Origin of the sequence: Pseudomonas sp. NY15372, assembly GCF_048068215.1 — a bacterium.
Classification (GTDB): domain Bacteria; phylum Pseudomonadota; class Gammaproteobacteria; order Pseudomonadales; family Pseudomonadaceae; genus Aquipseudomonas; species Aquipseudomonas guariconensis_A.
The window spans coordinates 83,228-97,461 of the sequence record NZ_JBLUPY010000008.1; the positions used below are offsets into that span (position 1 = coordinate 83,228).

12 protein-coding genes are annotated in these 14,234 nt (G+C 62.7%); 8 read left to right on the forward strand and 4 right to left on the reverse strand.

Translation table 11 applies throughout. The features are described 5' to 3' along the window. Positions 1-129 precede the first annotated feature (129 nt). Positions 130-2,058 carry a transglycosylase SLT domain-containing protein gene (locus ACNFG0_RS08815; protein ID WP_196154684.1) on the reverse strand — a complete coding sequence of 643 codons (1,929 nt, stop codon included), beginning with the start codon at positions 2,056-2,058 and terminating at the stop codon, positions 130-132. 221 nt (positions 2,059-2,279) lie between these two features. On the opposite strand from ACNFG0_RS08815, the gene ACNFG0_RS08820 reads away from it, so the two are divergent. Beyond that, positions 2,280-4,214 carry an ATP-binding cassette domain-containing protein gene (locus ACNFG0_RS08820; RefSeq protein ID WP_416764478.1) on the forward strand — a complete coding sequence of 645 codons (1,935 nt, stop codon included), beginning with the start codon at positions 2,280-2,282 and terminating at the stop codon, positions 4,212-4,214. Between the two features lie 153 nt (positions 4,215-4,367). Here the strand turns inward: ACNFG0_RS08820 and ACNFG0_RS08825 are convergent, their stop codons facing one another. Next, positions 4,368-4,811: a universal stress protein gene (locus ACNFG0_RS08825; protein WP_084859247.1), complete on the reverse strand. Its 444-nt coding sequence runs from the start codon at positions 4,809-4,811 to the stop codon at positions 4,368-4,370. Between the two features lie 108 nt (positions 4,812-4,919). Between ACNFG0_RS08825 and ACNFG0_RS08830 the strand changes: the two genes are divergently transcribed. From ACNFG0_RS08830 to ACNFG0_RS08860, 7 genes are all read left to right on the forward strand, one after another. Continuing rightward, positions 4,920-5,357: a hypothetical protein gene (locus ACNFG0_RS08830; RefSeq protein WP_196145489.1), complete on the forward strand. Its 438-nt coding sequence runs from the start codon at positions 4,920-4,922 to the stop codon at positions 5,355-5,357. A 359-nt stretch (positions 5,358-5,716) separates the two neighbouring features. After that, positions 5,717-7,864, forward strand: coding sequence for a fatty acid oxidation complex subunit alpha FadB (gene fadB, locus ACNFG0_RS08835; protein ID WP_196145490.1), 2,148 nt, complete (start codon positions 5,717-5,719; stop codon positions 7,862-7,864). 31 nt (positions 7,865-7,895) lie between these two features. Continuing rightward, entirely contained in the window at positions 7,896-9,071 is a 1,176-nt protein-coding gene (gene fadA, locus ACNFG0_RS08840) for an acetyl-CoA C-acyltransferase FadA (RefSeq protein WP_416764479.1), read from the forward strand. Between the two features lie 75 nt (positions 9,072-9,146). Further along, positions 9,147-9,398: a DUF1653 domain-containing protein gene (locus ACNFG0_RS08845; RefSeq protein WP_196166003.1), complete on the forward strand. Its 252-nt coding sequence runs from the start codon at positions 9,147-9,149 to the stop codon at positions 9,396-9,398. Positions 9,399-9,498: 100 nt separating this feature from the next. After that, positions 9,499-12,108, forward strand: coding sequence for a type I DNA topoisomerase (gene topA / locus ACNFG0_RS08850; RefSeq protein WP_196154689.1), 2,610 nt, complete (start codon positions 9,499-9,501; stop codon positions 12,106-12,108). Between the two features lie 123 nt (positions 12,109-12,231). Further along, on the forward strand, positions 12,232-12,753 hold the full coding sequence (locus tag ACNFG0_RS08855; protein WP_196145494.1) for a DUF6586 family protein: 522 nt from the start codon (positions 12,232-12,234) through the stop codon (positions 12,751-12,753). A 52-nt stretch (positions 12,754-12,805) separates the two neighbouring features. Continuing rightward, positions 12,806-13,039, forward strand: a complete 234-nt coding sequence (locus ACNFG0_RS08860) for a hypothetical protein (RefSeq protein ID WP_084858188.1) — start codon at positions 12,806-12,808, stop codon at positions 13,037-13,039. 50 nt (positions 13,040-13,089) lie between these two features. On the opposite strand, the gene sulA is transcribed toward ACNFG0_RS08860, so the two are convergent. Together sulA and lexA are read right to left on the reverse strand one after the other, a co-directional pair. Next, positions 13,090-13,578, reverse strand: a complete 489-nt coding sequence (gene sulA, locus ACNFG0_RS08865; protein ID WP_416764480.1) for an SOS-induced cell division inhibitor SulA — start codon at positions 13,576-13,578, stop codon at positions 13,090-13,092. A gap of 13 nt (positions 13,579-13,591) precedes the next feature. Then, positions 13,592-14,200: a transcriptional repressor LexA gene (gene lexA, locus ACNFG0_RS08870; protein WP_196145496.1), complete on the reverse strand. Its 609-nt coding sequence runs from the start codon at positions 14,198-14,200 to the stop codon at positions 13,592-13,594. Positions 14,201-14,234 lie beyond the last annotated feature (34 nt).

Here is a 14,234-nt window from a genome sequence, read left to right on the forward strand (position 1 = left end):
CGGGGCTCAGGGATGAGGCTGCTGTGCAGCCTATCGCCGGCAAGGCCCACGGCCCACTCCGTGGGAGCCGGCTTGCCGGCGATAGCCCCAACGACGATCCAAGTAGCGTCTGTCGAGTAGCCCACCCCATCACATATCGTCAAAATACCGCTCGTGCCAATCCACCAACGGCTGCGGCGAGTTCAGCTTCTGCCCGTAGATGACCGAATAAGACAACACGTTCTGCACATATTGCCGTGTCTCATCGAAGGGTATCGACTCCACCCAGACATCGAAGCTCAGGTGCTTGGCGCCCTTGAGCCATTGGCGCACCCGCCCGGGACCTGCGTTGTACGCCGCGGAGGCCAGCACCCGGTTGCCGTTGAACTGCCCGTGCACCTGGCTCAGGTAGGCCGCCCCCAATTGGATGTTCTTGTCCGGGTTGAGCACTTGCGACGGTGAGGCCAACGGTATGTTGAACTTGCGCGCTGTCTCCTTGGCGGTCGCCGGCATCAGTTGCATCAGGCCGCTGGCCCCGACGCTGGAACGGGCGTCTTCCATGAAGGCGCTTTCCTGGCGGGTAATGGCGAATACCCAGCTTGAATGCAGCCCACGTACTTTGGCCTCGCGTACCAGCGTGTCGCGGTGGGCCATGGGGAAGCGGATGTCCAAGTCGTCCCAGTATTGCGCCTGGCTGATGGTGCGAATCGCCGGGAAGTACCAGCGCAGGTCATAGGCCAGGCGCGCCTGGGCGACCATCTCGTCGCGGTTGAAATGACGGCTGACGTGGTACCACTCGCGGCGGCCTTCGACGATCTGGCCGCGGGCATGGAATTCCAGCGCGCGGCGAATACCCGGGGTATTGCGAACCTTGTTGATCACCTGCTGGCTCAGCACCAACGGTTTGTTGTTCAGCTGGTAGGGCGTTTGCGCCCGGTCGGCCGCCAGGAAGCCGTAGAAGTCGCGTTCACGGGCGACGGTCTTGTACAACAGCGGGATCTGCGGGTTGTTCGGCTGGGCCAGCTCCAGGCTGCGTGCCTGCCAGTAGCGCCAGCGGTTGCTGCTGGCCAGGTCCTGGGGCAGGCGTTGGGTCAGTTTGTAGGCTTCTTCCCAGCGGCCTAGGCGCAAAAGCAGGCGCAGGCGCCATTCGCTGACCGTGTTGTCGCGCAGTTCGGGGTCGTAGCGGGTCATCAGGTCAAGGGCACGCGGATCATAGCGGCGTGCCAGGGTCAGGCCGATCTCGCGGGCGATGGCGACCTTTTCGTCACGGGAGAAGTGCATGCGCTGGGCATAGTCGTCGAGCAGCGCCATGGCCCGCTCCGGGTCCTGGCGGGCCAGGCGGCGAAGGCCCAGGCTGACCACATCGGACATCGCCTCGTTGGCCGGGGCGAAGCGCGACGGCTGGTTGAGCAACTGTGGCTTCTGCGCCACGTCGATCAGCAGCCGGCCTTGGGGAGCGAGGGTGGTCAGGCTTTTCACCAGGCTGTTGGCCAGGCCGTAGTTGCGCGCCTGTGCCGCCAGCTTGGCGCGGTGCCAGCGCTTGGCTTCGGTCAACTGGCCCTCGGCGGCCCAGAGGCCGAACAAGGTGTCGCATGCTGCCGGCTGCGACTTGCCCACGTTCCACAGTTTTTCGGCGCTGGCGAAGCCCTCGGCACGCTGGCCATGGGTGATCTGGTACTGGCCGTTCAGGCAGTCCAGCTCGGTGAAGTTGAGTTTGGGGTCATAGTACTTGACGAAGGTGTCCCACTCACCGCGTTCGGCGAGCCAGCGCAGCCAGCGCAGTTTCATCCAGTTGGCCTGGGGCAGGTCGCCGTGCTTGGCGAGGAAGCCTTCGATTTCCTGGTTGCTGGCGCTCTTGAGGCGAGCGGTCAGCTCGTCGTAGGCCAGGTACGGCGTCAACGGGTAGTCGCGCAGTGCCTGGGCGTAGCGCAGGTAGGGGCCTTTATCGCCCTTGGCCAGGGCGCGTTTGGCTTCATCGTAGTACTGACGTTGCTGGGTGATATCGATGGCCTGTGCCGCGCTCGCGGCGGTGGCGGTGAGCAGCAGGCAGGAAACGAGTTGGAACAGGCGGCTGCGCATGAGACGTCCGGGCAGTTGAACCATGGGAAAGTGACGGCGGAGCCAGCACTGTTGGGATCTATTGCCTTAGCTTAGCCGTTTGCCGGCGGCGGATGAAAGCACTGTGCTTGTATCCAATCATTATCTTCGACCGCGTGTCGCGCAGCCTCTGGAATACGGCCCGGCTGATGCCGGGAAGGGGCAAGTCAGGTAGAATGCGCGCCCGGTTTTTGGAGACGATTATGACCCTGCTCAAATTCAGCGATGTGTCCCTCGCGTTCGGTGCCATGCCGCTGCTGGACAAGGTGTCCTGGCAGATCGCTCGTGGCGAGCGGGTGTGCATCATCGGCCGCAACGGCACCGGCAAATCGAGCATGCTGCGCCTGGTCAAGGGCGAGCAGCGGCCCGATGACGGCGAGATCTGGCGCGCCCCGGGCCTGAAGATCGGCGAGCTGCCGCAGGAGTTGCCGGTGGCCGACGAGCGTAGCGTGTTCGACGTCGTGGCCGAGGGCCTGGACGGCGTCGGGGCGCTGCTGGCCGAATATCACCACCTGAGCCAGAACATCCAGGGCGACGCTGACTTGGAGAAGCTCATGCATGTCCAGCACGAGCTCGAGGCTCGGGACGGCTGGCGCCTGCAGCAAGTGGTGGAAAGCACCCTGAGCCGCCTGCAACTGCCGGCCGACAAAACCCTGGCCGAGCTCTCCGGTGGCTGGCGCCGCCGCGTGCTGCTGGCCCAGGCATTGGTGTCCGAGCCCGACCTGCTGCTGCTCGACGAGCCAACCAACCACCTGGACATCGGCGCCATCGCCTGGCTCGAGGAAGCCCTGAACGGTTTCAACGGCGCGGTACTGTTCATCACCCACGACCGCTCCTTCTTGCAGAACCTGGCCACCCGCATCCTCGAGCTGGACCGTGGCGGCCTGATCGACTGGAACGGTGACTACGCCAGCTTCCTAGTGCACAAGGAGGCCATGCTGGCCGCCGAGGAAACCGCCAACGCGCTGTTCGACAAGCGTCTGGCCCAGGAGGAAGTGTGGATTCGCCAGGGCATCAAGGCCCGGCGTACCCGCAACGAGGGCCGTGTGCGTGCCCTCAAGGCCCTGCGTGTGGAGCGCGGCGAACGGCGTGAGCGCCAGGGCAAGGCGAACATCCAGATCGAGGTGGCGGACAAGTCCGGCAAGCAGGTCATGATGCTGGAGAATGTCAGTTTCGCCCATACCGATGGCCCCATGCTGGTCAAGGATTTTTCCATGGTCCTGCAGCGCGAGGACCGCATCGGCCTGCTGGGCGCCAACGGCACCGGCAAGACCACCTTGCTCAAGCTGATGCTCGGCGACCTGGAGCCCACCAGTGGCAAGGTCGAGCGTGGCACCAAGCTGGAAGTCGCCTATTTCGACCAGATGCGCCACCAACTGGACCTGGAAAAGACGGTCATCGACAACCTCGCCGAAGGGCGCGACTTCATCGAGATCGACGGCCAGAATCGCCACGTGCTCAGCTACCTGGGCGATTTCCTGTTCAGCCCGCAGCGTGCGCGTACGCCGGTCAAGGCCTTGTCGGGCGGCGAGCGGGCGCGCCTGTTGCTGGCCAAGCTGTTCAGCAAGCCGGCCAACCTGCTGGTGCTGGACGAACCGACCAACGACCTGGACGTCGAAACCCTCGAGCTGCTCGAAGAGGTGCTGTCGAACTTCAAGGGCACCGTGTTGATGGTCAGCCACGACCGGGCTTTTCTCGATAACGTGGTCACCAGCACCCTGGTATTCGAAGGCCAGGGGCGGGTGCGCGAATATGTCGGGGGCTACGAGGACTGGATCCGCCAGGGCGGCTCACCGAAGCTGCTGGGCGTGACCGAAAGCAAGGGCGGCAAGGCAGAGCTAGGCAGTGCGGTGGTGGAGAAGCCTGTCGAGCAGGCAGCGCCAGCGCCCGTTGCGCCTGCCGCTGTGGTGGAGCCTGGGAAGAAGAAGCTCAGCTACAAGCTGCAACGTGAGCTGGAAGCCCTGCCGGGGCAGATCGACGCGCTGGAGCAACGCATGGCCGCGGTTCAGGAAGAGGTCAATGCGCCAGGCTTCTACCAGCGCCCGATCGGCGAGACCTCGGCGGTACTGGCCAGGCTGGAGCAGATGCAGGGTGAGCTGGACGCCCTGGTCGAGCGCTGGGCGGAATTGGAAGGCTAGTGTGGTGTTTTGCAAATACGACCAAAAAGCGCCGCGACTTATGGTTGTTATTTGTGAAACACCACACTAGAGGGGCGCCATGCGCCCCATCGTCAGCCCTCTGTAGGAGCGGACTTGTCTCGCGAAAGGGCTGCAAAGCAGCCCCCAACACTGTCAGCCTTCTTTCTTCAACAGGCGCACTGCCAGAACGTCACAAGGCGCACCGTGCAGCACGTCGTTGGCGGTAGAGCCAAGCAGCAGGGCCAGGCCATGGCGGCCGTGGCTGCCCACCACGATCAGGTCGCAATTCTGCTCCTTGGCCAGCTGGTGGATTTCCTGGCGCGGCTGGCCGTAGGTCAGGTGCGAGTCGCCACGGTTGATGGTCGGATACTTGTTGAACAAGCGATCCATACGCTCCTTGGCCTGGTCGAACTGTTGCTGCTGCAGTTGCGACAGGTCCATCGGCACGTCTCCGCCGAAGGCCATGGCCATGGGCTCGACGATATGCACGAGGGAGACCTTGGCGCCCGTGGGCTCGGCGAGTTTCATGGCGCGCTTGATCACCGGGTCGCATTCTTCGGTCAGGTCGACGGCGACCAGAAGATGTTCATAGGACATGGGTGGTACTCCTGCAGTCGCGATAGTAGAAGTATGGTCGCTTTCGGGCCGAATGCCGTGAAACCTGGCTAACCAGCTCATTTGCAACGCTTTATGGGAACTACAGATATGACGGTATGGCTGGTGGTGTCAATCCTTGCGCTGATTCTCAGCCCCCTGGCCTGGTTGCGCCCATCGCGTAAGCAGAGCGAACAGATGAACCTGCGCATGGAAGGGCGGCGCATGGGCCTTGCCATGCAACTGGCGCCCCAGACCTGGCCGCATTGGCTGGAAAAGGAGCCGCCAAGCCCTTGCCCGCAGTACCACCGCGCGCGGCGTAAAGGCCATGACGATACCTGGGTGTATTGGCAAATTACCCCAGGTGTATGGTGGAACCAGTGGCGCGAGCCTTGCGAGGACGCGCGCCTGTGCGAGGCCTTCACGCGCCTGCCTGCGAGCGTCTACAAGATCGAGGCCGATAGCCGCATGCTTGCCCTGTACTGGAGCGAGCGGGGTGACAAATCTGTTTTGCAGGATATTGCGCAGGTACTCGAAACCCTCGCTTGATAGCGCTTGGGATATTTGGGCGGACATGGCGACCTCACAGGCGCCGCCAAATCCAAGGCATGCGCTGTGCCATGAATACCCGCTAATCACTGTCATCATGTTTCGTACCCAATGGGTGCAAAATGACCGGAAAGTCGCGTTTTCACCGTGCTTGCGAGCATTTGACAACGCCGATCTTTTCGGAGAATGTGTGCGTACCCAAATCAAACGGGCGTATGAATTGAGCGTTTGTATGTCGAACGGCTCTAACAGAATCCCGACTCGCACGCTGACGGGTGTGCCTGGGTAAGGGGCCGAGCCGGCCTTTGCACCAGCGTTCGGCGTGTACAGTTCAGCTTCCATATCGTGGAGATCAGTTGATGATTTACGAAGGTAAAGCCATCACGGTTAAGGCTCTTGAAAGCGGCATCGTCGAACTGAAGTTCGACCTCAAGGGTGAGTCCGTCAACAAGTTCAACCGCCTGACCCTGGACGAACTGCGCCAGGCCGTGGACGCCATCAAGGCCGATGCCGCCATCAAGGGCGTGATCGTCAGCAGCGGCAAGGACGTGTTCATCGTCGGCGCCGACATCACCGAATTCGTCGACAACTTCAAGCTGCCCGAGGCCGAGCTGGTCGCCGGCAACCTGGAAGCCAACCGCATCTTCAACGACTTCGAGGACCTCGAGGTCCCGACCGTCGTCGCCATCAACGGCATCGCCCTGGGTGGCGGCCTGGAGATGTGTCTGGCGGCCGACTATCGCGTGATGGCCAGCACGGCCAAGATCGGCCTGCCGGAAGTCAAGCTGGGTATCTACCCAGGCTTCGGCGGTACCGTGCGCCTGCCGCGCCTGATCGGCTCGGACAACGCCATCGAGTGGATCGCCGCCGGCAAGGAAAACCGTGCCGAGGACGCGCTCAAGGTCGGTGCCGTCGACGCGGTGGTAGCCCCCGAGCTGCTGCAGGCTGCGGCCCTGGACCTGGTCAAGCGTGCCATCAGCGGTGAGCTGGACCACAAGGCCAAGCGCCAGCCCAAGCTGGAAAAGCTCAAGCTCAACGCCATCGAGCAGATGATGGCCTTCGAGACCGCTAAGGGCTTCGTAGCAGGCCAGGCCGGCCCGAACTACCCGGCGCCGGTCGAAGCCATCAAGACCATCCAGAAGGCGGCCAACTTCGGCCGGGACAAAGCCCTGGAAGTCGAAGCCGCAGGCTTTGCCAAGCTGGCCAAGACCTCGGTCGCCGAAAGCCTGATCGGCCTGTTCCTCAATGACCAGGAACTCAAGCGCAAGGCCAAGGCCTATGACCAGATCGCCCACGACGTGAAGCAGGCCGCCGTGCTCGGCGCCGGCATCATGGGCGGCGGCATCGCCTATCAGTCGGCGGTCAAGGGCACGCCGATTCTTATGAAGGACATCCGCGAAGAAGCCGTCCAGCTGGGCCTGAACGAAGCCTCCAAGCTGCTCGGCAAGCGTGTCGAGAAGGGCCGCCTGACCCCGGCCAAGATGGCCGAGGCGCTCAATGCCATTCGCCCGACCTTGTCCTACGGTGATTTCGGCAACGTCGACATCGTCGTCGAGGCCGTGGTCGAGAACCCGAAGGTCAAGCAGGCCGTGCTGGCGGAAGTGGAAGGGCAGGTCAAGGAGGATGCGATCCTTGCCTCCAACACCTCGACCATCTCGATCAACCTGTTGGCCAAGGCGCTCAAGCGCCCGGAAAACTTCGTCGGCATGCACTTCTTCAACCCAGTGCACATGATGCCGCTGGTGGAGGTCATTCGTGGCGAGAAGTCCAGTGACGTGGCCGTCGCCACCACCGTGGCCTACGCCAAGAAGATGGGCAAGAACCCGATCGTGGTCAACGACTGCCCGGGCTTCTTGGTCAACCGCGTGCTGTTCCCGTACTTCGGCGGTTTCGCCAAGCTGGTCAGCGCAGGCGTGGACTTCGTGCGCATCGACAAGGTGATGGAGAAGTTCGGCTGGCCCATGGGCCCGGCTTACCTGATGGACGTGGTCGGCATCGACACCGGCCACCATGGCCGTGACGTCATGGCCGACGGCTTCCCGGACCGTATGAAGGATGATCGCCGCTCCGCCGTCGATGCCCTGTACGAGGCCAACCGCCTGGGCCAGAAGAACGGCAAGGGCTTCTACGCCTACGAGACCGACAAGCGCGGCAAGCCGAAGAAGGTCGCCGACCCATCGGTGCTGGAAGTGCTCAAGCCGATCGTCTTCGAACAGCGTGAAGTGACCGACGAGGATATCGTCAACTGGATGATGATCCCGCTGTGCCTGGAGACCGTTCGCTGCCTGGAGGACGGCATCGTCGAGACCGCCGCCGAGGCCGACATGGGCCTGGTGTACGGCATCGGCTTCCCTCCCTTCCGCGGTGGCGCGCTGCGCTACATCGATTCGATCGGGGTCGCCGAGTTCGTCGCCCTGGCAGACCGGTACGCCGATCTGGGGCCGCTGTACCACCCGACCGCGAAGCTGCGCGAAATGGCCAAGAACGGCCAGCGCTTCTTCAACTGAGCGCCCAACGAGTTAGAGCGAGAGTATTGATATGAGCCTGAATCCAAGAGACGTGGTGATTGTCGACTTCGGTCGCACGCCGATGGGCCGCTCCAAGGGGGGCATGCACCGCAACACCCGTGCCGAGGACATGTCCGCGCACCTGATCAGCAAGTTGCTGGAGCGTAACGACAAGGTCGACCCCAAGGAAGTCGAGGACGTGATCTGGGGCTGCGTCAACCAGACCCTCGAGCAGGGCTGGAACATCGCCCGCATGGCGTCGCTGATGACCCCGATCCCGCATACTTCGGCAGCCCAGACCGTCAGCCGTCTGTGCGGTTCGTCCATGAGCGCGCTGCATACCGCCGCCCAGGCGATCATGACCGGCAACGGCGATGTATTCGTGGTCGGCGGCGTCGAGCACATGGGCCACGTCAGCATGATGCATGGCGTCGACCCGAACCCGCACCTGTCCCTGCACGCGGCCAAGGCCTCGGGCATGATGGGCCTGACTGCCGAGATGCTCGGCAAGATGCACGGCATCACCCGTGAGCAGCAGGACCTGTTCGGCCTGCGTTCGCACCAGCTCGCTCACAAGGCGACGGTCGAAGGCAAGTTCAAGGACGAGATCATCCCGATGCAGGGGTATGACGAGAACGGTTTCCTCAAGGTCTTCGACTATGACGAAACCATCCGCCCGGAAACCACCCTCGAGGGCCTGGCGTCGCTCAAACCGGCGTTCAACCCCAAGGGCGGTACCGTCACTGCGGGTACTTCGTCGCAGATCACCGATGGCGCCTCGTGCATGATCGTCATGTCCGGCCAGCGGGCCATGGACCTGGGCATCCAGCCCTTGGCGGTGATCCGTTCCATGGCCGTGGCAGGCGTAGACCCGGCGATCATGGGCTATGGCCCGGTTCCGTCGACCCAGAAAGCCCTCAAGCGTGCCGGTCTGACCATGGCCGACATCGACTACATCGAGCTCAACGAAGCCTTCGCCGCGCAGGCCCTGCCAGTGCTCAAAGACTTGAAAGTGCTCGACAAGATGGATGAGAAGGTTAACCTGCACGGCGGCGCCATCGCCTTGGGCCACCCGTTCGGTTGCTCGGGCGCGCGGATTTCCGGCACCCTGCTCAACGTCATGAAGCAAAATGGCGGTACCCTGGGTGTCGCCACCATGTGCGTCGGCCTGGGCCAGGGCATCACGACTGTCTTCGAACGCGTCTGATCGCGTCGTCGACAGCGACCGGGGCCTTGTGCCCCGGTTTTTGTTTGTTCGGATTTGTTCAAGAGGGTGTGCAACATGCAGATACAACCAGGCATATACCGGCATTACAAAGGTCCGGAGTACCGTGTGCTGGGCGTTGCACATCACACGGAAACCGATGAGTCGCTGGTGATCTACCAGTTGCTTTACGGTGACTACGGCTTGGGTGCCCGGCCGCTGGCCCTGTTCCATGACACTGTAGAGGTTGACGGCGAGCAAGTGCCGCGCTTTGCTTTGGTCGAGGCCGAGGAGGGGATGTTCAAGCGCCCCGATACGGCAAGCGACTGAACCTGAGCGCTTGACCTCACTCTGTTGCCACTATATATAGCGGTGCCGCGTCCGGCACCTGACGCGTTTTTCATCTTCAGATTCAGGAATATTCCGATCCATGGGCAAATCGCTGGTCATTGTGGAATCCCCGGCCAAGGCCAAGACCATCAACAAGTACCTGGGCAGCCAGTACGTGGTGAAGTCGAGTATCGGCCATATCCGAGACCTCCCCACCAGCGGTTCGGCCAGCGCCAGCAAGGAACCGGCGGCCAAGCGCGGCAAGGCCGCGGGTGAGGCGCCGGCCCTGTCGCCGAAAGAGAAGGCCCGCCGCCAGCTGGTGGCCCGCATGGGCGTCGATCCAGAAGCCGGCTGGAAGGCCAAGTACGAGATCCTGCCCGGCAAGGAAAAGGTCATCGACGAATTGCGTCGCCTGGCCAAAGATGCCGACACCATCTATCTCGCAACCGACTTGGACCGCGAAGGGGAGGCCATCGCCTGGCACCTGCGCGAGGCCATTGGCGGCGACGACACCCGCTACAAGCGCGTGGTGTTCAACGAAATCACCAAGAAAGCCATCCAGGAGGCCTTCTCCCAACCGGGTGAGCTGGACATCGACCGGGTCAATGCCCAGCAGGCACGCCGCTTCCTCGATCGCGTGGTCGGCTACATGGTCTCGCCGCTGCTGTGGGCCAAGATCGCCCGAGGCCTGTCGGCCGGCCGCGTACAGTCCGTGGCGGTCAAGCTGGTGGTGGAGCGCGAGCGTGAGATCCGTGCGTTCGTCCCGGAAGAGTATTGGGAAGTCCATGCCGACCTGGGTACCGCCAAGAGCGCCAAGGTGCGCTTCGAAGTGGCGCGTGAAAAAGGCGAAGCCTTCAAGCCGCTGAACGAAGCCCAGGCCATGGCGGCCCTGGAGAAACTCAAGGCCTCCAGCTACAGCGTAGCCAAGCGCGAAGACCGCCCGACCAGCAGCAAGCCGTCGGCGCCGTTCATCACCTCGACCCTGCAGCAGGCTGCGAGCAACCGCCTGGGCTTCGGCGTGAAGAAAACCATGATGATGGCGCAGCGTCTCTACGAAGCCGGCTACATCACCTACATGCGTACCGATTCGACCAACCTGTCGGTCGATGCCCTGGACATGGCGCGCAGCTACATCGAGCGCGAGTTCGGCAAGCAGTACCTGCCTGAAAAGCCGGTGGTGTACGGCAGCAAGGAAGGCGCCCAGGAGGCGCACGAGGCGATTCGTCCTTCGGACGTGAATACCCACCCGAGCAAGCTCAGCGGCATGGAGCGTGACGCCGAGCGCCTGTACGAGCTGATCTGGCGCCAGTTCCTGGCCTGCCAGATGCCGCCTGCGCAGTACCTGTCCACCAGCGTCACGGTCAATGCCGGCGACTTCGAGCTGCGTGCCAAGGGCCGTATCCTCAAGTTCGACGGTTACACCCGTGTGCTGCCCCAGCAGAGCAAGCCGGGCGAAGATGACGTGCTGCCGGAAATGGCCCAGGGCGAGGTCCTCAAGCTCATCCAGCTCGACCCGAGCCAGCATTTCACCAAGCCGCCGGCACGCTACACCGAAGCCAGCCTGGTCAAGGAAATGGAAAAGCGTGGCATCGGCCGCCCGTCGACCTATGCGGCGATCATCTCCACCATCCAGGACCGCGGCTACGTGACCTTGCACAACCGCCGCTTCTATTCCGAGAAGATGGGCGACATCGTCACCGAGCGCCTCTCCGAGAGCTTCTCCAACCTCATGGACTATGGCTTCACCGCCGGCATGGAGGAGAACCTCGACGACGTGGCCCAGGGCGAGCGCGATTGGAAGAACGTTCTCGACGAGTTCTATGGCGACTTCAGCAAGAAGCTGCTGACCGCCGAGTCGGCCGAGAACGGCATGCGTGCCAACCAGCCGACGCTGACCAACATTCCGTGCAAGGAATGCGGCCGGCCGATGATGATCCGCACCGCATCCACGGGCGTCTTCCTCGGTTGCTCGGGCTACAGCCTGCCGCCGAAGGAGCGTTGCAAGGCCACCGTGAACCTGGTGCCGGGCGACGAGATCGCAGCCGACGACGAAGGTGAGTCCGAGTCCCTGGTGTTGCGTGGCAAACACCGTTGCCCGATCTGCGCCACGGCGATGGACGCCTACCTGCTGGACGAAAAACACAAGTTGCACATCTGCGGCAACAACCCGGACTGCCCGGGGTACGAGATCGAAGAGGGCAGCTACCGCATCAAGGGTTACGAAGGGCCAAGCCTGGAATGTGACAAGTGCGGCAGCGAGATGCAGCTCAAGACCGGCCGCTTCGGCAAGTTCTTCGGTTGCACCAACCCTGCGTGCAAGAACACCCGCAAGCTGCTCAAGAGCGGCGAGGCGGCGCCGCCAAAGATGGACAAGGTGGACATGCCGGAACTCAAGTGCGAGAAGGTCGACGACACCTACGTGCTGCGCGATGGCGCCTCGGGGTTGTTCCTGGCCGCCAGCCAGTTCCCGAAGAACCGCGAGACCCGTGCGCCCTTGGTGCTGGAAATCGTCCCGCACAAGCATGAGATCGATCCGAAATACCACTTCCTCTGCGATGCGCCGCAGAAGGACCCGGATGGCCGCCCGGCGGTGATCCGCTATAGCCGTAAGACCAAGGAGCAGTACGTGCAGTCGGAGGTTGATGGCAAGCCGACTGGCTGGAAGGCGTTCTACGACGGCAAGGCGTGGAAGGTCGAAGACAAGCGCTGATCGGTAAGCGCTGAAAAGGGGGCCGCTTCGCGGCCCTTGTCTTTTATGACATTCGGCTTGCGGCAGGGCGGGGCAATCCCTGAAACTGAGGCATCGCCTTGCAGCCTCAGGGAGGCCATCGAAATGGCCCAGGAACTCTACACCCGCACCAACCAGAAACTGTTCTTTGCCGGGCTAGCCCTGGAGTCCATGGCCAAGGCTGCCGACAGCCAGGCAATGAATGCCCAGGGCCTGATCCAGGCAGAGCGTGAGTCGGCGCTGTTTCACTTGTATGGCGCGCTGCTAGGCCTATGCCATGAGATCGCCGGCTTTTACCGTTTGCCGCAGGCTGCGGCAGCACAGGTGGAGCTGCTGCTCAATGAGGACGCGCTCAACGGCATCGCCATCCCGGAGGTGGCGGAAATGCTGGAGCTGGCGCGTCAGCCGGAAACCTGGCTCGCGCAAATGCTTCGTGCTTATGCCGATTTGTTCCGACCGCCGGTCGCCAAAAAAGCACCGAAAACCGATGTCACCCAACCTTTGATCGTGGCTGTGAACCTGGATGAGCCCGAACAATTGGCGCTGTCCCGGGACGAGCTAGAAAGCTGGCGGCGTAATCTGAAGGACTTGGTGCGACGTTTCCGTGACGCGTTGAGTGAGTGCTGATAGCGCCAGTGGCTGGTACAATACTGGCCTTTCGTGAAAAGCAGGCCTTAGTATGTCAACGTCCTTTCTAGAAATTGTCGAGTTGCCTGATGGCCGGATTGAGCTGCGCCGCGCCGAGGACGAGGGTTCTTTGGTGACCCTGGATTTCTCCGAGGACGCCAAGGCGTTCCTGCAAGGCCAGCATGTGGAAGTCGCCAAGGCCATGCTGAGTGTCGGCGTGCAAATGGCAGGTCGCCTGGTTGAAGGCGATCTCGAGCATGAAGAAGGGCCACGCGTGTTGCACTGAGCCCTTGCGCTTCGCGATTCAGAAATTGAAATACAGGCAAAGCCTGAACATCAGCCGAGGCGGATGTTCAGGCTTTGTGCGTTTCCGCTAGTGGCCGCGCGGGTCAGTTGCTGACGAGCCGTGGCATTGAGGTTGCCAAGCCAGCTGACCACGGTATGGCTGTGGCCCAGGCGCAAGGCTTCGCAGGCCAATTGCAGGGCGCTTTGGTTCGCGCCCGGTTGCAGCAACAGGATGCGTTCACGGTTGAGGCCGGCATCGCGTAGCCAGGCCTGGGTCAGGCTGGCGGGCGGGGCAAGGAGGGTCAGCCAGCGGGTTTCGTCTTCTTCGCTCAGCTCTCGCAGAACCGGCGCCAGCAGGCTTTGGCAGTGGCCAGGCGCGCCACGCAGGGACAGTTCGCTGAACAGCTCGGGCTGCTGGGGCTTGCGTGGCTGCTCCGTGACGCTGTTGCGGGCTTTCAGGCCAGGCAGCACCGGTTGGGCCAGGAAGGCCTCGAACAGAGGGAGCTGTGCTTGCTGGGGTGCATGGATGAACTGCTGCATGACGCCTCCTGGATCAGCGGCGAATGACGCCGACACTCAAGCCCTCGATCACCAGTTCCTGTTCTTTCAGGTCGACTTCGATGGGGGCGAATTCGGGGTTTTCGGCGACCAGCCAGACCTTGCTGCCTTCGCGCTTGAAGCGCTTGACGGTCACTTCGTCGCCGATGCGGGCAACGACGACTTGGCCGTTACGGGCTTCGCGGCAGGTATGTACCGCCAGCAGGTCGCCGTCGAAGATGCCGATGTCCTTCATGCTCATGCCGTGCACGCGCAACAAGTAGTCGGCGCGAGGGTGGAAGAAGGCCGGGTTGATGTTGCAGGATTCCTCGATGTGCTGCTCGGCGAGGATGGGGGCGCCGGCGGCGACGCGGCCGATGATCGGCAGGCCGCTTTCTTCCGCCTTGGTTTCCAGGCCGGGAATGCGGATGCCGCGGGAGGCGCCCGGGGTCATTTCGATCGCGCCCTTGCGGGCCAGTGCCTTGAGGTGTTCCTCGGCAGCGTTGGGGGACTTGAACCCCAGTTCCTGAGCGATTTCCGCGCGGGTCGGCGGGAAGCCGTTGTCTTCCAGGCAGCGTTTGATGAAGGCCAGGATTTCGGCTTGGCGTGGCGTCAGTTTCAACATGGCGGGCGCTCTGTCTTTTTATACAGTGACTGGA